Origin of the sequence: Nocardioides sp. BP30, from assembly GCF_029873215.1 — a bacterium.
Classification (GTDB): domain Bacteria; phylum Actinomycetota; class Actinomycetes; order Propionibacteriales; family Nocardioidaceae; genus Nocardioides.
In genome coordinates this window covers 77893-100949 of sequence record NZ_CP123620.1, presented here as the reverse complement: position 1 = coordinate 100949, position 23057 = coordinate 77893, and the positions used below count along the sequence as shown (strand labels likewise).

Annotated in this window: 22 protein-coding genes; 12 read left to right on the top strand and 10 right to left on the bottom strand. The window is 71.2% G+C overall.

Annotation, left to right across the window (positions count from 1 at the left end):
* The first annotated feature begins 113 nt into the window (after positions 1 to 113).
* From P5P86_RS00430 to P5P86_RS00415, 4 genes are read left to right on the top strand one after another with little or no spacing between them, the layout of a single operon-like run.
* Positions 114 to 1064: a FecCD family ABC transporter permease gene (locus P5P86_RS00430; protein ID WP_280609300.1), complete on the top strand. Its 951-nt coding sequence runs from the start codon at positions 114 to 116 to the stop codon at positions 1062 to 1064.
* Positions 1065 to 1072: 8 nt separating this feature from the next.
* The gene (locus tag P5P86_RS00425) at positions 1073 to 2092 is read left to right on the top strand and encodes a FecCD family ABC transporter permease (RefSeq protein WP_280609299.1); all 1020 of its coding nucleotides are present in this window, start codon (positions 1073 to 1075) and stop codon (positions 2090 to 2092) included.
* Positions 2089 to 2904, top strand: coding sequence for an ABC transporter ATP-binding protein (locus P5P86_RS00420; RefSeq protein WP_280609298.1), 816 nt, complete (start codon positions 2089 to 2091; stop codon positions 2902 to 2904). The genes P5P86_RS00425 and P5P86_RS00420 overlap by 4 nt, the downstream gene beginning before the upstream one ends.
* The gene (locus P5P86_RS00415) at positions 2904 to 3839 is read left to right on the top strand and encodes a siderophore-interacting protein (protein WP_280609297.1); all 936 of its coding nucleotides are present in this window, start codon (positions 2904 to 2906) and stop codon (positions 3837 to 3839) included. Before P5P86_RS00420 ends, P5P86_RS00415 begins: the two co-directional genes overlap by 1 nt.
* An 83-nt stretch (positions 3840 to 3922) precedes the next feature.
* Here P5P86_RS00415 and P5P86_RS00410 read toward each other — a convergent pair whose 3' ends face one another.
* Together P5P86_RS00410 and P5P86_RS00405 are read right to left on the bottom strand one after the other, a co-directional pair.
* Positions 3923 to 4741 (bottom strand): DUF4097 family beta strand repeat-containing protein, encoded by an 819-nt coding sequence (locus tag P5P86_RS00410; protein ID WP_280609296.1) that lies wholly within the window; start codon positions 4739 to 4741, stop codon positions 3923 to 3925.
* Positions 4742 to 4750: 9 nt separating this feature from the next.
* Positions 4751 to 5287: a pilus assembly protein HicB gene (locus P5P86_RS00405; protein ID WP_280609295.1), complete on the bottom strand. Its 537-nt coding sequence runs from the start codon at positions 5285 to 5287 to the stop codon at positions 4751 to 4753.
* 89 nt (positions 5288 to 5376) lie between these two features.
* On the opposite strand from P5P86_RS00405, the gene P5P86_RS00400 reads away from it, so the two are divergent.
* On the top strand, positions 5377 to 7104 hold the full coding sequence (locus P5P86_RS00400; RefSeq protein ID WP_280609294.1) for a sodium:solute symporter family protein: 1728 nt from the start codon (positions 5377 to 5379) through the stop codon (positions 7102 to 7104).
* A 9-nt stretch (positions 7105 to 7113) separates the two neighbouring features.
* Positions 7114 to 7356: a hypothetical protein gene (locus P5P86_RS00395; protein ID WP_280609293.1), complete on the top strand. Its 243-nt coding sequence runs from the start codon at positions 7114 to 7116 to the stop codon at positions 7354 to 7356.
* Between the two features lie 31 nt (positions 7357 to 7387).
* Here the strand turns inward: P5P86_RS00395 and P5P86_RS00390 are convergent, their stop codons facing one another.
* A complete protein-coding gene (locus tag P5P86_RS00390; protein WP_280609292.1) occupies positions 7388 to 8545 on the bottom strand; it encodes a benzoate/H(+) symporter BenE family transporter in 1158 nt (385 codons plus the stop codon).
* A 27-nt stretch (positions 8546 to 8572) separates the two neighbouring features.
* On the opposite strand from P5P86_RS00390, the gene P5P86_RS00385 reads away from it, so the two are divergent.
* Entirely contained in the window at positions 8573 to 9097 is a 525-nt protein-coding gene (locus P5P86_RS00385; protein WP_280609291.1) for a helix-turn-helix domain-containing protein, read from the top strand.
* On the opposite strand, the gene P5P86_RS00380 is transcribed toward P5P86_RS00385, so the two are convergent.
* The 3 genes from P5P86_RS00380 to P5P86_RS00370 form a co-directional block, all read right to left on the bottom strand.
* Entirely contained in the window at positions 9098 to 10099 is a 1002-nt protein-coding gene (locus P5P86_RS00380) for a PASTA domain-containing protein (protein ID WP_280609290.1), read from the bottom strand.
* Positions 10100 to 10220: 121 nt separating this feature from the next.
* Positions 10221 to 13835 (bottom strand): (Fe-S)-binding protein, encoded by a 3615-nt coding sequence (locus P5P86_RS00375; RefSeq protein WP_280609289.1) that lies wholly within the window; start codon positions 13833 to 13835, stop codon positions 10221 to 10223.
* Positions 13836 to 13988: 153 nt separating this feature from the next.
* Complete coding sequence (locus tag P5P86_RS00370; protein ID WP_280609288.1) at positions 13989 to 14879, bottom strand: Lrp/AsnC family transcriptional regulator; 891 nt, start codon at positions 14877 to 14879, stop codon at positions 13989 to 13991.
* Between the two features lie 219 nt (positions 14880 to 15098).
* Between P5P86_RS00370 and P5P86_RS00365 the strand changes: the two genes are divergently transcribed.
* The 3 genes from P5P86_RS00365 to speB are packed head-to-tail and all read left to right on the top strand — an operon-like array spanning position 15099 to position 18016.
* Entirely contained in the window at positions 15099 to 15497 is a 399-nt protein-coding gene (locus tag P5P86_RS00365) for a YybH family protein (protein ID WP_280609287.1), read from the top strand.
* Between the two features lie 9 nt (positions 15498 to 15506).
* Complete coding sequence (locus P5P86_RS00360) at positions 15507 to 17051, top strand: purine-cytosine permease family protein (protein WP_280609286.1); 1545 nt, start codon at positions 15507 to 15509, stop codon at positions 17049 to 17051.
* A gap of 5 nt (positions 17052 to 17056) precedes the next feature.
* Entirely contained in the window at positions 17057 to 18016 is a 960-nt protein-coding gene (speB, locus tag P5P86_RS00355; RefSeq protein ID WP_280609285.1) for an agmatinase, read from the top strand.
* Here speB and P5P86_RS00350 read toward each other — a convergent pair whose 3' ends face one another.
* The 3 genes from P5P86_RS00350 to P5P86_RS00340 all read right to left on the bottom strand — a co-directional run bounded on the left by P5P86_RS00350 (position 18017) and on the right by P5P86_RS00340 (position 21317).
* On the bottom strand, positions 18017 to 19213 hold the full coding sequence (locus tag P5P86_RS00350; RefSeq protein ID WP_280609284.1) for an MFS transporter: 1197 nt from the start codon (positions 19211 to 19213) through the stop codon (positions 18017 to 18019).
* A 164-nt stretch (positions 19214 to 19377) separates the two neighbouring features.
* Positions 19378 to 20247 (bottom strand): HpcH/HpaI aldolase/citrate lyase family protein, encoded by an 870-nt coding sequence (locus P5P86_RS00345; protein ID WP_280609283.1) that lies wholly within the window; start codon positions 20245 to 20247, stop codon positions 19378 to 19380.
* Positions 20247 to 21317: an HpcH/HpaI aldolase/citrate lyase family protein gene (locus tag P5P86_RS00340; protein ID WP_280609282.1), complete on the bottom strand. Its 1071-nt coding sequence runs from the start codon at positions 21315 to 21317 to the stop codon at positions 20247 to 20249. The genes P5P86_RS00345 and P5P86_RS00340 overlap by 1 nt, the downstream gene beginning before the upstream one ends.
* A gap of 94 nt (positions 21318 to 21411) precedes the next feature.
* Here P5P86_RS00340 and P5P86_RS00335 point away from each other — a divergent pair, with 94 nt between their 5' ends.
* Positions 21412 to 21933, top strand: coding sequence for a DnaJ family domain-containing protein (locus tag P5P86_RS00335; protein ID WP_280609281.1), 522 nt, complete (start codon positions 21412 to 21414; stop codon positions 21931 to 21933).
* 40 nt (positions 21934 to 21973) lie between these two features.
* Here P5P86_RS00335 and P5P86_RS00330 read toward each other — a convergent pair whose 3' ends face one another.
* Complete coding sequence (locus P5P86_RS00330) at positions 21974 to 22576, bottom strand: nitroreductase family protein (protein ID WP_280609280.1); 603 nt, start codon at positions 22574 to 22576, stop codon at positions 21974 to 21976.
* Positions 22577 to 22696: 120 nt separating this feature from the next.
* Between P5P86_RS00330 and P5P86_RS00325 the strand changes: the two genes are divergently transcribed.
* On the top strand, positions 22697 to 23026 hold the full coding sequence (locus P5P86_RS00325; protein WP_280609278.1) for a hypothetical protein: 330 nt from the start codon (positions 22697 to 22699) through the stop codon (positions 23024 to 23026).
* Positions 23027 to 23057 lie beyond the last annotated feature (31 nt).

Sequence of the window (23057 nt, the reverse complement as noted above, 5' to 3'; positions counted from 1 at the left end):
CGAAGCTTGCTCGGCCCGCCGTTGCCACACGGGGCCCGGGCATACCGGGAGGGGGTGCTGACGGTGCCGCCCCCCTGTGCCCTGTCGGCACGCCCTCCCGGACCCTTCCGCTCATGATCGGGATCCTGGGCGTCCTCGCCGTGGCGGTCGCCTCGGTGATGATCGGCTCCCGGATGGTCGGGCCCGCCGGGCTGTTCGACGCCCACGCCCCCGGTCACGCCATCCTCGAAGCACGGCTGCCGCGCACCGCGCTGGCGCTGCTCGTCGGCGCGGCCCTCGGCGTCGCCGGTGGCTGCCTGCAGGGACTGACCCGCAACCCCCTCGCCGACCCGGGTCTGCTGGGCGTCAACGCCGGCGCCTCCTTCGCGATGGTGCTCGCCATCGGGTACGTCGGCGTCAGCTCGCTGCACACCTACCTGTGGTTCGCGTTCGTCGGGGCCGCTGTCGCGGCACTGCTCGTGCACGGACTGGCCTCCCTCGGCCGCGACGGCGCCACACCGGGCAAGCTCGTCCTCGTCGGAGCCGCCGTCACGGCCGGGCTGACCTCGTGGACCTCCGGCGTACTGCTGCTCCAGCACCACACCATGGACGTCTACCGGCGCTGGGAGGTGGGCACCGTCGGGGGCCGGGACTGGTCGGCGGTCGCCGCCGGCGCTCCCTTCCTGGCGGTCGGTGCGATCCTCGCGTTGGCCGGGTCCCGCACGCTCGACGCCCTCGCGCTCGGCGACGACCTGGCTCGTGGTCTGGGGCGACGGGTGGCCCTCGACCGGCTGGTGATCGGGGCGGCCATCGTGTTGCTCGCCGGCACCGCCACGGCGCTGGCCGGACCGGTCGGCTTCGTCGGCCTGCTGGCCCCGCACCTGGTCCGAGCGACCGGCACCGCCGCCTACACCCGGGTGCTTCCGCTCGCCGCGCTCTACGGCGCCGTCCTGGTCACCGTCGCCGACGTGGTGGGCCGGGTGATCCTGCCGCCGACCGAGGTCCAGGTCGGCATCATGACAGCCGTCGTGGGTGTGCCGGTGTTCTGCTGGTTCCTGCGTCGCGGGCGGCTGGGGGCGGTATGAGCAGCCCGATGATCCCGGCGAGCTCCGTCGCCGTCGTCCGCGCCGCCCGGCGTCGACCGCGCCGCCGGCTGTGGTGGGTGGTGGCCGGCCTGGCCGCTGCCGTGATCGCGCTGTTCTGGCTGCGGGTGCTCGGCGGCGACTACACGATCACCTTCGGCGACTTCTGGCGGATCGTCTTCGGCAAGCAGATCCCCGGCGCCAGCTTCATCCTCACCGAGTCGAAGCTGCCGCGTGCCTGCGAGTCGGTCCTGGTCGGCCTCGCGCTCGGCGTGGGCGGGGCGATCTTCCAGACCACGCTGCGCAACCCGCTGGCGAGCCCGGATGTGATCGGCGTCAGCATGGGTGCCAGCGCTGCGGCCGTCCTCGGCATCGTCGTCTGGTCGGCCGCCGGCTGGGGTCTGGCCGTGCTCGCGCTGGTCGGGGCGGTCGGCACCTCCCTGCTGGTCCGGTTCCTGGCCGGTGCCAACGCGGGGCAGCGGTTGGTCCTGGTCGGCGTCACCGTGGCGGCCGGCCTGGGCGCGATCATCCAGTACCTCTTCACCCGCGCCGACGTCTACGACGCCCAGCTCGCGCTGCGCTGGATGACGGGATCGGTCAGCGACGCCTCCTGGCCCACCATCCGGGCTCTGACGGCCGCGTTGGTGGTGCTGCTCCCGGCGACGGCGCTCGCCGTACGCTCCGCCCGTGCGCTCGAGCTCGGGGACGAGGTCGCCGCCGGCCTGGGCGTCGGGCAGCGACGAGCCGACGCCCTGCTGCTGTGCGGGGTGCTGCTGGTGGCCTCCGCGACGGCGGCCGCGGGCCCGGTCTCGTTCGTCGCGTTCGTCGCCGGCCCGATCGCCCGGGCGCTCAACGGCGGCCGGGCGACGTTCGTCGGTGCGGCCCTCGTGGGCGGCGCCGTCACCGTCGCCGCCGACTACGTCGGCGCCTACGCCTTCCACGACGTGAACCTGCCGGTCGGCGTCGTCACCGGTGCCTTCGGCGCACCGTTCCTGCTCTGGCTCCTCACCGTCTCCCGGAGGTCTGCATGAGGCTCACCACCGACAGCGTCACCCTCGGGTACGGCGCGACGACCATCGTCGACCGGGTCACCCTGGACATCCCCGACGCCGCCACCACCGTCATCGTCGGCGCCAACGGCTGTGGCAAGTCGACGCTGCTGCGCGGCCTGGCCCGGTTGCTCAGACCGATCCACGGTGCGTGCCTGCTCGACGGCGAGGCAGTGCACCAGCGCCCGACCCGTGAGGTCGCGCGGATCCTCGGCCTGCTGCCGCAGCAGCCGCTCTCGCCGGAGGGCATCACTGTCGTCGACCTCGTCTCCCGGGGCCGCCAGCCGCACCGCAGCGCGCTCTCGCGCTGGTCGGCGGCGGACGAGGCCGCGGTGACGGCGGCACTCGAGATGACCGGGACGCTGGAGCTCGCAGCGCGCCCGGTCGAGGAGCTGTCCGGCGGTCAGCGCCAGCGGGTGTGGATCGCGCTGGCCCTCGCGCAGCAGCCGGAGATCCTGCTGCTGGACGAGCCGACCACCTTCCTCGACGTCGCCCACCAGATCGACCTGCTCGACCTGCTGCACACCCTGCGCGTCGAGCGGGGCACCACCGTCGTGATGGTGCTGCACGACCTCAACCTGGCCGCCCGGTACGCCGACCACCTGGTCGCGATGTGCGACGGCAAGGTGCTGGCCGCCGGCGCTCCTTCGCGGATCGTCACCCCGGAGCTGGTCCGAGACGTCTTCGGCCTGGACTCCCAGGTCGTCCCGGACCCGGTCTCGGGCACCCCGCTGGTGGTGCCGATCGGGCGCCATCACACCCCCGCCACCCCCACACCCGCAAAGGTCTCCTGATGCTGCTCGCCCACCTGCGCGTCCGCTCGGTCGCCCGCCCGACGCCCTCCTTCGCCCGGATCGAGCTCGGCGGCCCGCAGCTGGCGGACTTCGGCGTCGAGGGCCCGCTGTTCGACCAGCGGTTCAAGCTGCTGCTCCCCGGCCCGGGCGGCCTGCCGCAGCTCTCGGAGGAGAGCTGGTGGAGCGACTACAGCGCGCTGCCGGAGGAGACCCGCGGAGCGGTCCGGACCTACACCATCGCCGACGTGCTCGGCGAGGGCGCCGACACCCGGATCCTGGTCGACTTCGTCCTTCACTCCGGCGCGCACGGACCTGGTTCGGACTGGGCCGAGCACGCGGCCGTCGGCGACGAGGTGCTCGCCGCGCTGCCTCGGCGCGGCAGCGCGGGCGGCGGGATCGAGTTCGACCCCGGCGACGCGGAGCGGCTGCTGCTGGTCGGCGACGAGACGGCGCTGCCGGCCATCCACCAGATCCTGCGCCAGCTGCCCGAGCGTGAGGGCGGGCGTACCGGCGCGGTCTTCGTCGAGGTGCCGTGTGCCGAGGACATCTGCGACCTGCCTGCGATCGATGGCGTCGAGGTCACCTGGCTGCCCCGCGGCGACCGCTCCGTCGGCGAGCCGGTGATCGAGGCGGTCTCGGCGCACCTCGGCTTCGCCCCCACCCCGCTGCCCGCCGCCGAGCCGGCCGGGGCCAGCGAGCCGGCCGGGGCCGCGCTCGGCGCTCTCGATGACATGCCGTGGGAGACCCCGACGTACTCCGCCCTGGGCGAGGAGGTGATCGATGCGCCGGCGGTGGACGGGCGCTACGCCTGGATCGCGGGGGAGTCGGGCATGGTGACGACGCTGCGCCGCCACCTCGTCGGCGAGCTCGGCATGCCTCGGCACCAGGTCGCCTTCATGGGTTACTGGCGCGAGGGCGTGGCGATGCGGGCGTGAAGGGGTAGTCCGGGGCGCAAATCAGGGGTCGAGGACCAGAAGTGCTGATTTGCGCCCCGGACTACCCCGCCACAGCGCTGGCCTCAGACCTCGACCAGCGTCACGTCGCCGCTGACGGTCCGCGCGCGCAGCTCCACATGTCCCTGACCCTCCAGCGGCTGGCCGACCGGACGCAGACCCGAACGGATGTGCCCGGTGAGGGTCGTGATGTCGGTCCACACCGGCGTGCCGGCGGGGATGCCGACCCGGATGTGGCCCGACGCGGCCTTGCCGACCACCCGGCCACGATGGGCGTTGCCGACCTCCAGCGAGCCCGAGCCGGTGGTGAGGCTCACGTCGCCGTGGGCCTCGGCGACGCGCAGGTCGCCGTTGCCCGTCTTGACAGTGATCGGACCGTTGGCGGTCCGCACGGCCACGTCGCCGGAACCGGTCGAGACGACGACCGCGTCCTGGGCGGTGCCGACGGTGATGTCGCCGGAGCCCGACTTGGCGCGCAGGTCGCCGTCGACCGAGGCGATCGTGACGGCGCCGCTGCCGCTCTGCACCGCCGCGGAGCCGGCGACGTGGTCGAGCCGGACGGGGCCGGTCCCGGTGTGCACGACGGCAGCTCCGACGGTCCCGGTGACCTCCACCTCGGCGGTGCCGGTCCTCAGCGCAAGACCACTCGCAGCGGGCACCACGACCGTGATGTCAAGATGGCTGAAACTGAACGGACGCCGGGCGTTGGGGTCGGCGATGTCGAGCCGGTCGCCCCGCTGCTGGACCCGGACGCGGTCGGCGTCGCGGCCGCTGATCTCGATGTGGGCATGGTTGCTCTCCGTGGTGTCGATGGTGAGCCGGCCCTTCGCGAGCTCGACCGAGAGCTCGACCGGACCGTGGGTCTCGTAGTCGTAGGTGGTCATGGGTGCTCCTCAGATCCAGCCGGTCATGCGTCGGCCGCCGCGGTCTGTGCGGTCGCCGAGCGCGGAGTTGATGGTCGCGCTGATGGAGGACAGGTCGAGGTCGATGTTGATCGCCTCGGCGCGGGTGGCCGCCCGCACCACGTTGACCAGCCAGGTGTTCAGCGAGCTGCCCGAGCGGGCGGCGTACTCCTCCGCCCTGGTCTTGACCGACTCCGGGATGCGCAGGGTGATCCGTGCCAGGTTGCCCTCGTCGACCTCCTCGGACTCGACCTCGACGGGGGCCGGCGCGGCGGTCTCGGCCGGCGGTGGCAGGTGTACGCCGAACTCCAGCTCGCGGCCGTTGAGGCGTACGTCGACACTGCCCGCCGGCAGCTCGGCGGTGATCTCGGCGGCTGCCTGCGAGATGGCCTCCATGAGGGCCAGGCGGGCGGAGGGAGCCAGCGCATAGCTCAGCCGCTCGGTGGTGTCACGGGCCTCGGGACCAGCTGCCTCGGCCGCGGCGAGCAGGTCGCGGCGCAGGCTCTCGACGTACGGCGTGATGTCCATGAGCATCACTATGACATCACAATGATGTCACCACAAGCCTCAGGTGACATCACAGGTTTGAAAGGTGTTTTAGTGGTTCACTGAGGAGCGTGTACAGCCTGACTCTGATCCAGGCATCCTGGATCGACTACGTGATCATCGCCCTGTACTTCGCCTTCGTTCTCGGCATCGGCATCCTGGCCAGCCGCGGCGTCTCGGACTCGGTGGACTTCTTCCTGTCCGGGCGCTCGCTGCCTGCTTGGGTCACCGGCCTGGCCTTCATCTCCGCAAACCTCGGCGCTGTCGAGATCATGGGGATGAGCGCGAACGGCGCGCAGTACGGGCTTCCGAGTGTTCATTACTTCTGGATCGGAGCCATTCCGGCCATGCTCTTCCTGGGCGTGGTGATGATGCCGTTCTACTACGGCTCCAAGGTCCGGTCGGTGCCGGAGTTCATGCTCCGGCGCTTCGGGCCCGGCGCCCACCTGGTCAACGCGATCTCGTTCGCCATCGCCCAGCTGCTCATCGCTGGCATCAACCTGTATCTGCTGGGCGCGATCGTGCACGCCCTGCTCGGGTGGCCGCTGTGGGTCGCGCTGATCGTGGCGGCCCTGATCGTGCTCTCCTACATCACCCTGGGCGGCCTCAAGGCGGCGATCTACAACGAGGTGCTGCAGTTCTTCGTGATCGTCGCTGCGCTCGCGCCGCTGACCATCATCGGTCTGCACCGCGTCGGCGGCTGGAGCGGCCTGAAGGACAAGATCACCGAGGCCGCCTCCCATCCGGGAGCGTCGTCGACGGCTGCCCAGCAGCTGCACTCGTGGCCGGGTACGAACCTGACCGGTTTCTCCTCCGACTTCCTCTCGGTCATCGGCATCGTCTTCGGCCTCGGCTTCGTGCTGTCCTTCGGCTACTGGACGACGAACTTCGTCGAGGTCCAGCGGGCGATGGCCTCGCAGTCCATCACCGCCGCCCGGACGACGCCCATCATCGGCGCCTTCCCGAAGATCTTCATCCCCTTCATCACGATCCTGCCCGGCATGATCGCCGCTGTCCTGATCACCGAGATCGCCAAGATCAAGGCCGGCGGTTCCGTGCCAGGGGGGTCGTCGGGTGACGGGGTGACGTTCAACGACTCGCTCATCTTCATGATGCGAGATCTGCTGCCCAACGGTCTGCTGGGCGTGGCGATCACCGGTCTGCTGGCCTCGTTCATGGCCGGCATGGCGGCCAACATCTCCGCCTTCAACACGGTGCTCTCCTACGACCTGTGGGAGCGCTACATCGTCAAGGACCGCAGTGACGACTACTACCTGCGGATCGGCCGCCTGGCCACCGTCGCCGCCACGGTCATCGCGGTGTTCACCGCGTCGCTGGCGTCGAACTTCTCCAACATCATGAACTACCTGCAGACCCTGTTCGGGTTCTTCAACGCGCCGCTGTTCGCGACGTTCATCCTGGGGATGTTCTGGAAGCGGATGACGGCGACGGCCGGGTGGGTGGGCCTGGTCTGCGGCACGCTGTCGGCGGTCGTGGTGGCGTTCCTGAGCCAGGACGCCTTCGGCTCCTGGTCGACCGGCACCTTGAACCTGTCGGGCCAGGGCGCCTCGTTCGTGGCGGCAGGCGCGGCATTCGTCGTCGACGTGGTGCTCTCCGTGATCGTCTCGTTGGCGACGCGGCCCAAGCCGGCCGAGGAGTTGACCGGGCTGGTCTACTCCGAGACGCCGCGCAGCTCGCTGGTCGACGCCGACGCTGCCAACTTCCCGTGGTTCCGTCGCCCGGTCCCGCTCGCCGGGGTGGCGCTGGTCCTCGTCATCGTCCTCAACGTGATCTTCTAGGAGTCGGTCATGAGCGAACCCAAGACAGCCGGTGCCTTCGACATCCGCAACGTGATCGGCGGCCTCCTGGCGCTGTACGGCGTCATCCTGCTGCTCACGGCGGCGTTCCACAACGGGGCGCCGAAGGGCACCCACAACAGCGACAACTGGTGGGGCGGCGGTGCGCTGCTCGTGGTCGGCGTCGTCTTCCTGGCCTGGGCCAGGCTGCGTCCGATCGTGGTGGCCGAGCAGCCGTCGCAGGAGAACAGGTAGCAGTATCTGTCGATGAGCGGGCCGGGCGCAGTCAGCGCCCGGCCCGCTGCGTCGTGGCGACGCGCAGCACCAGCCCGGCGAGGAGCGCCCAGAACGCCGCGCCGATGCCGAGCGCGGTGACCCCGCTGGCCGCGACGACGAACGTGACCACGGCAGGCAGTCGGTCACGCTCTCCGGTGAGGGCCGCGCCGAGCGAGGCGGCCAGCGTGCCGAGCAGTGCCAGTCCGGCGACGCCGGTCGCCACGCCCGCGGGCGCTGCCGCGACCAGGGTGGTCAGCGCCGCGGCGCCCAGTGCCAGCACCAGGTAGGTCCAGCCGGCGGCCACCGCGACCCGCCAGCGCCTCTCCGGGTCCGGGTGGGCCTGCGGCGAGGCGGCCAGCGCGGCGGTGATGGCCGCCAGGTTGATCGCATGACCACCGAGACACGCGGCGGCGATCGTGCCGATGCCGGTCGTGGTCATCGCCGGGCGCCACGGGGCCTCGTACCCGAACGAGGCGAGCACCGCGACCCCCGGCACGTTCTGCGAGGCCATCGTGACGACGTACAGGGGTAGGGCCAGGGTGAGGACCGCGCCACCGGTCAGCGTCGGCGCGGTCAGCTCGACGCGGGGGAGTAGCGGTCCGGACAGGCCGCCGTGCTGGGTGAGCCAGAGCCCTAGCGTGACCATCGCTGCCACGAAGGCCGCCGGGACCGCCCATCGAGGCGCCCAGCGCAGCAGTGCGAGCCAGAGCAGCAGTGGCGGAGCGAGCAGGGCCGGGTGGGCGATGGCCCCGTGGACGGGCGCGAGGCACAGCTCGAGGAGGACGCCGGCGAGCATCGCCTGGGCCAGGGCCGGCGGGATCGAGGCGATCAGGGTGCCCAGCCGCGGCCAGAGCGCGGTCAGGAGGATCAGCACGCCGACCACGAGGAACGCACCGACGGCTGCCGCCCAACCACCGTCGACGTGGCCCGCGGAGGCGAGCAGCGCCGCGCCCGGCGTGGACCACGCCAGAAGCACCGGGATGCGGTGACGGTGGCTGAGCACGAGGGTGCCGACCCCCTGGGCGAGACTGAGCGCGAGCAGGCCGGAGGCCGCCTCGGTCGTGCTGGCGCCGACCGCGCGCAGCCCGGCGATGACCACCAGGGCCGAGCTCGCGAACCCGACCAGAGCGGTGACGACCCCGGAGGTCGCGACGTGCCAGCGTTCCATAAACAGAACCCTACTAGGCTCGGGACCGTGGATGCCGATCTCGCCGCCGCCGTGGGAACGCGGGTGCGCGCTGCCCGGCGGCGTGCCGGCTGGTCCGTCGGAGGGCTCGCCAGCCGCGCGGGCGTGGGCAAGGGCTCCCTCTCCGAGATCGAGAACGGCACCCGCAACCCGACGCTGTCGACGCTCTATGCCCTCGCCGGCGCGCTCGACGTACCGCTCGCGACGCTGCTCGTCGAGCCGGGGGTGCAGGTCGCCTCGCCGGGGATCGTCGCGCGGCTGCTCGACGCCCGGCGACACGAGGACGGTGCGACTGTCGAGGTGTACCTGCTGCACCTGGAGCCCGGCGTGGTCCATCGTTCGGGGGCACACGGGCCGGGGGTCACCGAGTATCTGCTCCTCACCCACGGTCGCGCTCGGGTCGGGGTGCTCGGCCAGGAGCGTGACCTCGCGGTCGGCGAGACGGCTGTGTGGGTCAGCGATGCCGAGCACGCGTACGAGGCGCTCGGTGGGATGGCCGCCGACGCCGTGCTGACGATCCGCTCGCCGGGCTGATCAGGCCGCGCAGGCGGCGGTGCCGTCGCTGACCTCGATGGTCGCGTGGGTGCCATCGCTGCGCACACCGGTGACCTCGCCACGCTGAGCACAGCCAGGGACGCGGCGGGTGGTGACGCCGAAGCCGAACGCATGGAGGCGCGCCGCCGCGAAGGCCGCCGAGTCGCCGACGACGTCGGGTGCGTCCACCGCCGCCGGCACGCGCTCGTCCGAGAGCAGGACCCGCCCGACCCGGCCTCGGTGATCGACCCAGAGCGCCACGGTGAAGAGCCCAGCGGTGTCGACCCGGTGGTTCGTGTACGTCGCCGAGCCGCCGATCACGGCCCCGCGCATCAGCGCGCAGCTGGGCGCCGAGGCGGAGGAGCAGGAGCTGTCCCGGGTCACCACCAGGGGAACGAGTTCCTCACCGTCACGTGCCGGTACGGCGAGCACGTCGGCCAGCGAACCCAGCCCGGGCCAGTCCTCCCGGTCGGCGAGGGCGGCGCCCTGCAGCGTCCTGGTGTCGCCGCCGCTGGCGGTCTGCGTGCGGAACTCGACCGTCACCCGGTCCTCGAACCGCGGTCGCGGACCGAGGCCGCGCGCCCACGCGAGCAGGCTCACGACGCTGCGGTCGGGGTGATCGACCTCGGCGCAGTCCGCTCCGGCGGGAGCGACGACCTCGCTCAGCGCCACCGACGAGCCCGGAGGGAGGATGGTGCCGGTCCGCGGCTCGACGGCGAGCTCGTCCTGCGCGGTCGCGCAGCCGGGTCGCCGGTCGATCCGCACCAGGTAGCCGTGGCTCCCCAGCAGGTCCGCGGCCTCGTCGGCGTCCAGGCCGGCGATCGAGGGGACCTGATCGGGGCCGAGCCGGAAGGCGGGGTCGTCGGTGGCCAGGTCGGTGGCGGTCAGGCTGGGAGAGGCGCCGGAGGGCGTTGTCGAGGTCCAGGCGCCGTCGCAGGCCGTCACGCCGGTCGCGACCAGGGCGAGAGCGAGCGCTGTGGCGGCACGGTCGATGAGCCTCATGTGACCTCCTTGCCTTGTTGACGCTTGGACGGCGGGGTCCGGTTCCGAGGTGACTCCACGAACACGCGACAGCGCCCGACTCGGTGCGAGTCGGGCGCTGTCGGCGGCCGGAGCCTTTTGATCAGAGGTCGAAGAGCGATCCGGCCCCGTGGATGTCCGCGTCGGTGCGCGGGGTGTTGGTCGCTCCCGAAGCAGCCGGCGGCGTGGCCTGCTTCTGAGCCGCCGGCTCGGGGTCGGGCGCCGGCTCGGGGTCCGCCCGACCGACGGCTTCCTCAGCCGGTGCTTCCTCAGCCGGTGCTTCCTCAGCCGGTGCTTCCTCAGCCGGTGCTTCCTCAGCCGGTGCTTCCTCTGCTGCTTCCTCCGCGGGTGCCGATGCGGCCGCGGTTGCCGTGGCCGGCGGCGCGACCACGGTGGGCGCCGGGGCCTCGATGTCGAACAGCGAGGACACCCCCTCGATCGCGACGTCGGATCGCGGCGAGTGTGCGGCGCCGGAGCTGGCGGACCCGGCCGGGGCGGCGGTCGAGGGCTCGGGCTTGCTCGGCTCGGGCTCGGGCTCGGGCTTGCTCGGCTCTGCGGCGACCGTGCTCGGCTCGGGCTCCGCCGCTGCGGGAGCAGCGGTGGCCGCCGACGGGGACGCCGGCGTCGCCGGGATGTCGAACAGGGAGCCGCCCGCATTGAGGTCGACCGCCGGGGCCGCCGGGGACGCCGGGGCCGCCGTGTTCTCGGTGGCGGGTGCCTGCGGGGCCGCGGCCTGCGGTGCCTCGGCCGGCTCGGTGGCAGCGGGTGCCGGGGTCGCGGCAGGTGACGCGGCCGCTGCCGGAGCCTGGACCGGGATGTCGAACAGCGAGCCGCCCGCGTTGAGGTCGACCGCAGGGTTCGCCGGGGCAGCCGGGGCAGCCGTGTCCTCGGTGGCGGGTGCCTGCGGAGCCGGGGCCTGCGGTGCAGCGGCGGCCGGGGCGGGCTCGGTCCCTGCGGGAGCGGTGGCAGGTACGTCGAACAGCGAGCCGCCCGAACCGAGGTCCGCCGCGGGCGCTGCCTCCGTCGCCTCCGCCGGCTTCGGCGAAGCGGCGGCCGGGGCCGGCTTCGTCGCGGGGATGTCGAAGAGCGACGATCCCCCCGACCCTGCCGGCTCCGCCGCTGTGCCTGCTGCGGGCTCGGCCGGGGCCGGCGCCGATTCAGGAGCCTTCGCCGGCGTGTCGAACAGCGACGACGGGTTGTCGAACAGCGACCCCCCGGAAGCCGGAGCCGCAGGAGTAGCCGCCTCGGCAGCCGGCTGAGCAGTCTCCTGAGCAGCCTCCTGGGCCGGCGCCTCATCGAAGAGCGAGGAGCCGCCCCCGGCACCCTGGCTGGCCTTCGCGGCCGGACCCGCGTCGGCGGTCTCGGTGATCGTGTTCTCGGTGACTGTCACATCGCCCGGAGACGGTTCGGCCTTCGTTGCCACGTCGGCCTTCTTCGCGGCCGGGGCCGCGGGCGCACCAGCGGGGGCGCCCTCGCCGGGCAGCAGCTTGGTGGCCTGCTCGCCCTTGACCGAGGCGAGCAGCATCTGCGCGACGTCGAGCACCTCGACCGACTCCCGCGCCGTACCGTCGGCCTGCGCGGCGGTGAGACCGTCGGAGAGCATCACACGGCAGAACGGACAGCCGACAGCGATCTGGTCGGCCCCGGTGCCCACGGCCTCGTCGGTGCGGTTGCGGTTGATCCGCTGGCCGATCTTCTCCTCCATCCACATCCGGGCGCCGCCGGCACCGCAGCAGAAGGAGCGCTCGGAGTTGCGCGGCATCTCGACGTACTCCGCTCCGGGCAGCACCTGGAGGAGCTCGCGTGGTGGGGTGTAGACGCCGTTGTGCCGGCCGATGTAGCAGGGGTCGTGGTAGGTGATGGAGCGCTTGTGCGCGCCGGCGCCGTCGGCGACGGGGGTCAGCTTGCCCTCGCGCACGAGCCGGTTGAGCAGCTGGGTGTGGTGGACGACCTCGAGCTCGATGCCGAACTGCTTGTACTCGTTCTTCAAGGTGTTGAAGCAGTGCGCACAGGTCGTCACGGCCTTCTTGACCTTGAACTCCTTGAACGTCTCCACGTTCTGCTGCGCGAGGCCCTGGAAGACGAACTCGTTGCCCGCACGGCGGGCCGGGTCACCGGTACAGGTCTCTCCGTTGCCGAGCACGCCGAAGGAGATCCCGGCGGTGTCGAGGAGCTCGGCGACGGCCCGGGTGGTCTTCTTCGCGCGGTCCTCGTAGGCGCCGGCGCAACCCACCCAGAACAGCCAGTCGACCGACTCCAGCGACTCGAGGTCCTCACCGACGACCTTGACGTCGAAGGGCAGGTCCTTGGCCCAGTCCAGCCGCGCGTTCGGGGACATGTTCCACGGATTGCCCTTGTTCTCCAGGCCCTTGAACAGCCCGTTGAGCTCGGAGGGGAAGTTCGACTCGACCAGCACCTGGTAGCGGCGCATGTCCATGATGTGGTCGACGTGCTCGATGTCGACCGGGCACTGCTGCACGCATGCCCCACACGAGGTGCACGACCACAGCACGTCCTCGTCGATGACGAATCCGCCACCGCCGTGCTCGGCGTCGGGGTTGTAGAACCAGTCGAGGACCTCCTCACCCTCGCCGAGCGAGGGGTCGGCGTCGGTCTTGCCGACCAGCGGCAGCTCACGTCGCTCCGCACCGCCCTCCAGGTACGGCGCGGAGGCGTACGCGTGCTCGCGCAGGCTCATCACCAGGTGCTTGGGCGAGAGCGGCTTCTCGGTGTTCCAGGCGGGGCACTGTGACTGGCAGCGACCGCACTCGGTGCAGGTGGTGAAGTCGAGGATGCCCTTCCAGGAGAAGTCCTCGATCGTGCCCACGCCGAGCTTGGCGTCCTCGTCGAGGTCGTCGATGTCGTCGAGGGTGATCGCCTTGCCGTTCGACGTCAGCGGCTTCATCGCACCGAGCGCGGTGGTGGCGCCGTCGGTGTCGCGACCCTGCGACTCACGCTTGAAGTAGATGTTGAACCAGGCGGTGAAGCGGTGCCAGGCAATGCCCATGGTCAGGTTCAGCGCGACCACGATCAGCCAGGCCAGGGCCGATGCGACCTTGATGAAGGCGATCACGATCACCCAGTTGCGGGCGGTGTGCGGCGTGTCGCCGTACATGCCGGAAAGCAGGTGCGAGATCGGGAAGTGGAAGGTGCTGGCGTGGCCGCCGGTCTCGCCCTTGAGGTGGTCCCACCGGTGCTCGGCGCCGCGGATGAACAGGATCGCCGCACCCTCCAGCAGCGCCATGAACTCGACGAAGTAGGCCTGCCAGAACGTCGAGCCGAAGAACCGGCTCCGGCGGCCCAACGCCTTGGGCATGTGCAGCTGGCGGTAGACGATCAAGAAGATGATGCCGACAGTGGACAGGACGCCGATGCCCTCGCAGATCCACTCGTAGACGAACCAGTGCCCGATGATCGGGATCTGCCACTTCGGGTCGAAGAGCTGCACGAAGCCGGTCGCCACGGCGGTGGCCAGGATCAGGAAGCCGAAGTACACGAACCAATGCATGACGCCGACCCAGCGCCACTGGAACATCCGGGTGTGCCCGAACGTCTCCTTGAGCATGGTCGCCCACCGGCTCGCGGGGTGGTCGGTGCGGCCGATGGCGGGCTGACCCACCCTGAGGACGCCGAGCATGGACCGGAGTGCCTTCACCACGACGACGGCGGTGACGACAGTCAGGACGAGCGCCACGACGATTGCGATGGTCTGCAGCATGCGCAGGCCTCCTTGGCTGTGCTGGTTCTGCGGGGCTAGGTGAGCCTAGGTGCTGCTCACCAGGGTGGGAAGCGTTAGAAATCCCACTGTCGACGCACTGTACCCGCGAGTAACTTTCTCGTGACAGTGAGGTCGCCCTCACCGGCACCGCCGCTAGGGCGCCAGGCCCTCGAAGGCATAGGTCTCCTTCACCACCCGCAGATGCGTCCAGGAGACCGTCTCGGTGACGCCGTCGAGGCCGCGCACCTGCTCCAGGCCGTGCAGCATCTCGGCCGGGTCGTAGGCCCGCAGCGTGAGGATGAGGTCGTAGCGCCCCAGGGTGCGGGCGAGGAAGCTCGCCTGCGGCAGTGCGCCGAGCTGTTCGAGCAGATCGCGCGGATCGCCGCTCACCCGCAGCCCGATGCCCATCGCCGCCTGGCCGTCGCGACCCGGCTGGCGCACCAGCGCTCCGATCCGGACCACTCCCGCGTCGAGCAGTCGCAGGACGCGACGCCGTACGCCGGCGGGGGTGAGGCGCACGTGCGCGGCGAGGTCGACGTACGACGCCCGCCCGTCGCTCTGCAGCACGTGCAGCAGCGCCGCGTCGACGTCGTCGATGCGGTGATCGGTCTCTCCGACCGGCCCGACGACGTCACGCAGCACCTCGATGTAGGAGAGCGTCTCCACACCTTGCACGCCGTCGAGTCCGCGCAGCCCGGAGAGCGCCTCGTCGAGCTCGTGTGCCGAGGAGGTCCGCAGCTCGGCGACGATGGCGTGGGGGCCGGACGTCAGCGAGACGAAGGGGCAGTCCTCCCGTGCGGCGATCAGGGCAGCCACGGGCTCGGCCGGACCGCGCACCACCAGGCCGACGTGGGCCAGCGAGTTGCGGTCCAGGACGGCGGGGTGCACCACCCCGCGCACGATGACCTGGCCGCTCTCGATGAGCCGGTTGATCCGCCCGGCGGCCGCCGAGCGGGAGAGCCCGACGATCTCGGCGATCTCGCGGTGGCCGAGTCGCCCGTCCGCCTGCAGCAGGCGCACGATCGCCTGGTCGGTCTCGTCCATCGCGCTGTGTCCGCCCGAAGTTTTCTCGATGAATTTCGCGCTGTGTCCGCCATCACTCAGTGACGGAGGAGGCGCCTGGATGGCGCTGATGATACGTCTTGTGCCGTCATGACAGGAGGATCGTGATCGGAAGTCTCGTCCGCGCTCAGGAACTGCTTGCCAGGAGCCGCTGCTGTTCTTAGATTCTGCGGCGAATCACTCAGCAGCAAGGAGACGGCGATGCCGGAACTGACCATCGACGAGGTGCTCGAGGCGACCGACCGACTGGTGAAGGCGTTCGCCGACACCGATACCGACGCCTACTTCGCATGCTTCGCCGACTCCGCGACGTTCGTCTTCCACCCGGAGGCGCGTCGCCTCGACGACCGGGCCGCCTACGAGTCCCTGTGGGCCGGCTGGATCGCCGACGGGTGGCGGGTCGAGGAGTGCGAGAGCACCGAGCGGCTCGTGCAGGTGCACGGCGAGACCGGCATCCTCAGCCACAGCGTCCGCACCGTCACCTCGGTCGGCGGCGAACGCACCACGACGTACGAGCGTGAGTCGATCGTCTTCGTCCGCGACGGTGACGACCTGGTCGCCGTCCACGAGCACCTGTCCCCGGCTCCGGCCGACGACTGAAGGAAACCGATGTCCATCCTCAACGAGAGCGCCGACGCGGGTCCGCTCGGCGCCCCCAAGGCCACCGAGGTCGAGGCCCACGGCGTGGAGCCGATCCCGGCCGAGGAGCGCACCGCCGGGCCGCTCGACCTGTTCCGGCTGATCTTCGGCGGCGCCAACACCTTCGCCACCGTCGTGCTGGGCAGCTTCCCGATCATCTTCGGCCTGAGCTTCTGGCAGGGCGCCGCCGCGACGGTCCTCGGTGTCGTCGTGGGCGGTCTGGTGTTGTCCCCGATGGCGATCTTCGGCCCGCGCAGCGGCACCAACAACGCCGTCTCCTCCTCCGCCCACCTCGGCGTGCACGGCCGCGTGGTCGGGTCGTTCCTCTCGCTGCTGACGGCGTTCGCCTTCTTCTCGATCTCCGTCTGGTCCTCGGGCGACGCACTGGTGGGCGCTGCCCACCGGGCCGTGCACCTGCCGAACAACGACGCAACCCTCGGCGTGGCGTACGGGGTGTTCGCGGTGCTCGTCCTGACGGTCTGCATCTACGGCTTCCGCTTCATGCTGCTCGTCAACAAGGTCGCGGTGATCGCCGCGACGCTGCTCTTCGTGCTGGGCGCGTTCGCCTTCTTCGGACCCTTCGACTCCTCCTACCCGGGCATCTACGGCGCCGGTGCGGATGCCGCCACCAAGGCGATGTTCTGGCCGTCGTTCTTCGGTGCCGCCCTGATCGCGATGTCCAACCCGGTCTCCTTCGGTGCCTTCCTCGGGGACTGGTCGCGCTACATCCCGGAGAACACCCCCAAGCGCCGGCTGATGAGCGCCGCCTTCCTCGCGCAGGTCGCCACGCTGGTGCCGTTCTTCTTCGGTCTGGTCACCGCGACCGTGATCGCCACCGACGCGCCGCGGTTCATCGCCGACGGCGACTACGTGGGCGGGCTGCTGTCGGTCTCGCCGACCTGGTACTTCGTCCCGGTCTGCCTGATCGCCCTCATCGGCGGCATGTCCACCGGTACGACGGCGCTCTACGGCACCGGGTTGGACTTCTCCAGCGTCTTCCCGAGGTTCAACCGCGTGCAGGCCACCCTGTTCATCGGCGTGATAGCGATCGCCTTCATCTTCGTCGGCCGCTTCGCCTTCAACGTGGTGCAGAGCATCTCGACGTTCTCGGTCCTCATCGTCAGCTGCACCGCGCCGTGGATGGTGGTGATGGTGATCGGCTGGGTCGTGCGCCGCGGGTGGTACGACTCGGACTCGCTGCAGGTCTTCAACCGGCGCCAGGTCGGCGGCCGCTACTGGTTCGCGCACGGCTGGAACTGGCGGGGGCTGCTCGGCTGGCTGGTGCCTGCGGCGCTGGCGATCTGCTTCGTCAACCTCCCGGGCCAGTTCGTCGGCTATCTCGCCCTGGACAACGGCATCGACCTGAGCATCCCGATCGGCATCGGCCTGGCGGCGATCCTCTATCCCGCACTCCTGCTCCTCTTCCCCGAGCCGGCCGACGCCTTCGGACCCGAGGGCCCGCGCTTCGTGCCGGCCGGCCCCGCCTCGCACAACTCGATCATCACGAACGGCTGACTGACATGACGACTCCTCTCGGGCCCACCGACAGCTCCCGCGTCCCGCGCTTCGCCGGACCGGCGACCTTCGCCCGGCTTCCCCGCCTCGACGAGGTCGGCAGCGCCGACATCGTGGTCGCCGGCGTGCCGTTCGACGCGGGTGTGTCCTACCGTCCCGGCGCGCGGTTCGCGCCGGCGCACGTACGCGAGTCCTCGCGGCTGCTGCGGCCCTACCACCCGGGTCTGGACGTCTCCCCGTTCGAGGTCGCCCAGGTCGCCGACGCCGGCGACGTCGCGGTGAACCCGTTCGACATCCGCGAGGCGCTCGACACCGTCGAGGCGACGGCGCGTGAGCTCACCGCCGACGGGACCCGGCTGCTCACCGTCGGCGGCGACCACACCATCACGCTGGCGCTGCTGCGGGCGGCCAAGGCCCAGCACGGCGAGATCGCGCTCCTGCACTTCGACGCCCACCTCGACACCTGGGACACCTACTTCGGCGCCGACTACACGCACGGCACGCCGTTCCGCCGCGCCTTCGAGGAGGGCATCCTCGACACCGAGGCGCTCTGCCACCTCGGTACGCGCGGACCGCTCTACGGCAAGAAGGATCTGGAGGACGACCGCCGCTTCGGCTTCGGCATCGTCACGGCCGCCGACGTCTACCACCAGGGCGTGGTCGAGGTGATCGACCGGGTCCGGCAGCGGATCGGTGAGCGACCTCTCTACGTCTCCGTCGACATCGACGTGCTCGACCCCGCACACGCCCCCGGCACGGGCACCCCGGAAGCCGGCGGCATGACCTCACGCGAGCTGCTCGAGATCCTGCGGGGGCTGGACGGGTTGAACCTGATCGGCGCGGACGTGGTCGAGGTGTCCCCGCCGTACGACCATGCGGAGATCACGGGCATCGCCGCCTCGCACGTGGCCTACGACCTGGTCTCGCTGCTGGCCAAGCGCCACCTGGCGACCCGGGCCGGCTGATCAGCTGACCCGTCGCTCCCCGCGGACCGGCACCAGCCCGACGGCGAGCATCGGCAGGACGCCGGTGAGCACGTACGTCCAGGCGTAGCCGAGGTGGGCGATCGCCAGGCCGCCGATCGGGGCCGCGGCAGCGGCGGTGAGGAATTGCGCCGTGTTCTGCAGGCCCAGCGCGCGACCCGACCAGAACGGCCCGGCGCGCTCGGCCACCGCCGTGAACGCCAGGCCGTTGTCGGCCACGGTGAGCACGGAGGCCAGCACGATCAGCGGCACGGCGACGACCCAGTCCAGGCCGGCGGTGATGCCGAGGAGGACCATCACCGCGCAGGCCGCCACGGCCACCCAGCGCAACGGCCCCATCCGGTTGCCGGCCAGATCGGAGAGGTGTCCGACGGCGATCCGGCCGACGGCTCCCAGGATGTTGGCGACGGCGACCAGCGCACCGGCCGCGCCAGTGCTCCACCCGCGCGCGTCGGTGAGCCACAGCAGCATGAACGTCCCGATGACGAACTGGGGCACGACCAGCAGCACCGAGACGCCGTGGATGCGGGCCAGGTAGGAGTCCTGCCGGTACGGGTTCGGGGCGCTGCCGGCGCGGCGCGGCGGCCTCGGCGGATCCAGCACCACCAGGGCGACGGCGGCCGCGGCGACCAGGCAACCGATCGCCGGCACCCACAATGCCGCGTGCACACCGTGGTGAGCGGCGACCAGGGCGATCGTGACGGCGGCGATCGCCATGCCCATCGGCTGGCCCATCTGCCGGATGCCCATCGCCAGCCCGCGCCGGTGCGGCGGGAACCAGCCCACCACCACCCGGCCCGAAGCGGAGTTGGCCGCCGCCGAGGCCGCGCCACCGAGGAAGAGGAACAGCCACAGCAGGGCGACACCGTGCGAGAGGGCGGCGGCCGCACTGAAGACGGTCGTCAGGCCGGCGCCGGCGAGCAGCACCACGCGTTCGCCGCGGTGGTCGGCGAGCCAGCCCCAGCCGACGAGCGCCGCCATCACGCCGAAGGACGGCGCCGCAGCGATGGCGCCGGCGGTCGAGAGGGAGTAGCCCTCGTGCCGGTGCAGGGTGGGGATGAGGTAGGCGACGCCGTTGTTCGCGACCACGCCGGCGGCCTGGGCGAACGTGCTGGCAGCGAGCATCGCCCAGCGACGGGACTCGCTGACGGACAGGGGATCAACGACGTTCGCGGGCACCCGCTCAGTAAAGACCGTTGTCCCACAAAATGAGATTCAAATCTTATTATGTGAGATTCAGCGCTTGCGGTATGAGGCACAAACGCCGAGACGTCACCTTTCGCAGGTCGAGTGTCCGTCCCCCCCATGGACACTCGACCTGCGAAAGGTGACGTCTCGGCGGGTCAGGGGAGGGCGGCGATGGCCTCGGCGATGGCGAGCGTGCGGCGGGCCGACTCGACGTGGAGGCTCTCGACCATCTTGCCGTTGTAGGTGACGACGCCCTTGCCCGCGCCCTCCTCCCACGCGGCGATCAATCCCTGGGCGTTCTCGACGGCCGCGGCATCCGGAGCGAAGCCGGCGTTGGCGCCCTCGATCTGGCCGGGGTGGATGATCGTCTTGCCGTCGAAGCCGAAGTCACGGCCCTGGGCGACCTCGGCGAGGTAGCCGTCGAGGTCCTTGACGTCGTTGTAGACGCCGTCCAGGACCGCCGTGCCCGTGGCACGGGCCGCGAGGACGGCGAGCTGCAGTGCGGTCACGAGGTTGGTGCGTCCCGGAACGTGCTCGACGTACAGCTCCTTGACCAGGTCGTTGGTGCCGAGCACCAGGACGGTGAGCCGCTCGTGGGCCGCGGCGATCTCGCGCGCGTTGAAGATCGCCTCCGGCGTCTCGATCATCGCCCACAGCCTCGTGTGCTCGGGCGCGCCGGCCCACTCGAGCGCCGTCACCAGGCCGCGGACCTGCTCGGCGGTGTTCACCTTGGGTACGACGATGGCGTCGGGGCCGGCGGCGGCAGCCGCGGCGATGTCGGCGGCGTGCCACTGCGTGCCGATCCCGTTGATCCGGATGGTGAGCTCCTTGGCGCCGTACTCCCCGCTCTGCACGGCGGCCACCGCGTTGGCCCGGGCGGCTGCCTTGGCGTCGGGGGCGACGGCGTCCTCGAGGTCGAGGATGAGCGCATCGACGGGCAGCGTCTTGGCCTTCTCCAACGCCCGCTCGTTGGAGCTGGGCATGTAGAGGACCGAGCGGCGGGGGCGGAACGTCTGCTCGCTCATCAGGCCTCCACCTCGATCGCGTCGTACTGCTCCTTGAGCTGCGGATCGATGGTGGCCAGCTCCTCGGCCAGCTCGACGAGGACCAGGCACTGCTTGAGCGAGGCGTCGTCCTCCATCTTGCCGTCGAGCATGACGGCGCCGGTGCCGTCGCCCATCGCGGCGACCACCCGCCGGGCGTGCCTGATGTCCTCGACGCTGGGGGAGAAGACCCGGTTGGCGATCTCGATCTGCTTGGGGTGCAGCGACCAGGTGCCGACGCAGCCGAGCAGGAAGGCGTTGCGGAACTGGTCCTCGGCCGCGACCACGTCGGTGATGTCGCCGAACGGGCCGTAGTAGGGGTAGATCCCTGCCTCGGCGCAGGCATCGACCATCTTGGCGATGGTGTAGTGCCACAGGTCCTGCTGGAAGACGGCGCGCTGGCCGTGGATGTCGCCGTCGACCGGGTCCTGGCGGACGAGGTAGCCGGGGTGGCCGCCGCCGACGCGTGTGGTCTTCATCTTGCGGTCGGCCGCGAGGTCGGCCGGCCCGAGGCTGATGCCCTGCATCCGCGGACTGGCCAGCGCGATCGCCTCGACGTTCGCCACGCCGCGAGCGGTCTCGAGGATGGCGTGGATGAGGATCGGACGGCTGAGCTGCGCCCGAGCCTCGAGCTGGGCGAGGATCCGGTCGACGTAGTGGATGTCCTCAGGCCCCTGCACCTTCGGCACCATGATCACGTCGAGCTTGTCGCCGATCTCGGTGACCAGGGTGATCAGGTCGTCGAGGACCCAGGGGCTGTCCAGGCTGTTGATCCGCGTCCACAGCTGGGTGGGGCCGAAGGTAGTGCTCTTCGCGATCCGCACCAGGCCCTCGCGTGCGGCGACCTTGTTGTCGGCCTTGACCGCGTCCTCGAGGTTGCCCAGGAGTACGTCGACGCCGCCGACCATCTGCGGGATCTTGTCGACCATCTTCGGGTTGCTCGGGTCGAAGAAGTGGATCGCGCGGCTGGGCCGAGCCGGGATCTCGCGCAGTGGGGCGGGCGCACCCACGGCCAGCGGAGCGAAGAAGTCCTTGGGCGACTTGTAGGTCATGGCCGGAGCCTACCGGCGGGTAGCCAAGGGCGGATGAGGCGTCTGTCACACACGCCGAGGCCGGCCCGCGGGGAGCGCTCGTAGGCTGGTGGGCATGGCGGAGGAGGAGTTCGAGGAGGTCCGGATCGAGCCGCTGCGCGACGCCGCCTCCAAGGCCGAGGCGGCCCGGCGCCAGCGCGAGATCCACACCTGGGTAGACCAGCAGATCCAGCAGGCGATCGCGCGTGGTGAGTTCGACGACCTGCCTGGAGCCGGGCGGCCGGTCGAGGGGCTCGGCGAGGAGCACGACCCGGACTGGTGGTTGAAGAAGCTCGTGGAGCGTGAGCGCCTCGTCGTCCTGCCGCCGAGCATCCAGCTGCGCAAGGACGACGCCGAGCTCGACGACCTCCTCGACCGACAGGTCCACGAGCAGGCGGCGCGCGAGCTGGTCGAGGAGTTCAACGCCAGGGTGCTTCAGGCGCGCTACCAGATCCCGTCCGGTCCGCCGCTGATCACCCAGCCGCGCGATGTGGAGGAGACGATCAGCGCGTGGCGCGCCCGGCGTACGGCGAGGGCGGCGGCGAGCCCGCCCGCGCCGGAGCCGTCACCCCGGCGGCGCTGGTTCCGCCGGCGTTGACGGAGGCCCGAATCGACCGGGACGGAGGCCCGAATCGAGCTCACCACCGGCCGTGGTGGACCACCTCGGACATCGGGATCCGCCGGCGACGGCTGGGGGATCCCTTCGCGCCGCCGCCATCGGGATGGCCGATCGAGACGACCCCGATCGGATCCCAGGCCTCCGGGATGCCGAAGGTCTCGCGCACCTGGGTCTCGTGTCGCGGCGGGATGCCGAAGTAGCAGGCGCCGAGCCCCTCGTCGACGACGGTCTGGAGCATCAGCATCACCGCCATCGCGGTGTCCATGTGCCAGTAGGGCATCGGCCAGCGGGCCTCGTCCTCGTCGGTCCAGCCCTTGTCGCTCTGCGCGTAGCGGCTCAGGTAGGCGGCCTTCGACGAGCAGGGCAGGATCAGCACCGGAGCGGTGCGCATCCCGCGCAGCCAGCTGTCGGCCTCCCACTCCTCGTCGCCGACGAAGAGGTCCCAGTAGCGCGCGGTGTCGGCCGGAGTGTCGAGCACCAGGAACGACCACCCCTGCGAGAAGCCGGCGTTCGGGGCGCGTACGGCGTTGCTCAGCACCCGCTCCACCTGCTCGGGAGCAACGGGCTGGTCGGTGTATCGGCGCACCATCTTGCGGCGGCGTACCACGTCCTGGAACTCCATGACCGCAGCATGCCGCATCCCGCTCCCGGGCATGGGCGCGCGTGTGTGCGTATGCCCGGGTGGGTACCGTCGCAAGCGGACAACCTCTCGATCAACCCACCGACCTGCTTGGAGGCAGCCATGACCGATCTTCCCGCCGAGTCGCTCACTGACGAGGACATCACCACGACGGCCAGCAGCCCCGCCGTCACGGCCCAGCCGGGTGGCAGCGACGGCGACGGCACCGACGGCGACGGCACCGACGGCACTGACGGCGACGGCACGGACGGCACCGACGGCGACGGCACGGACGGCACCGACGGCGACGGGACCGACGGCGACGGCACCGATGGCACCGACGGCGACGGGACCGACGGCGACGGCACGGACGGCACCGACGGCGACGGCACCGACGGCGACGGCACCGACGGCACCGACGGCACCGACGGCGCAGCGGGCGGCCTGTCCTGAGCGCGCTCGACCTGCTGAGTGGGGACGCCCG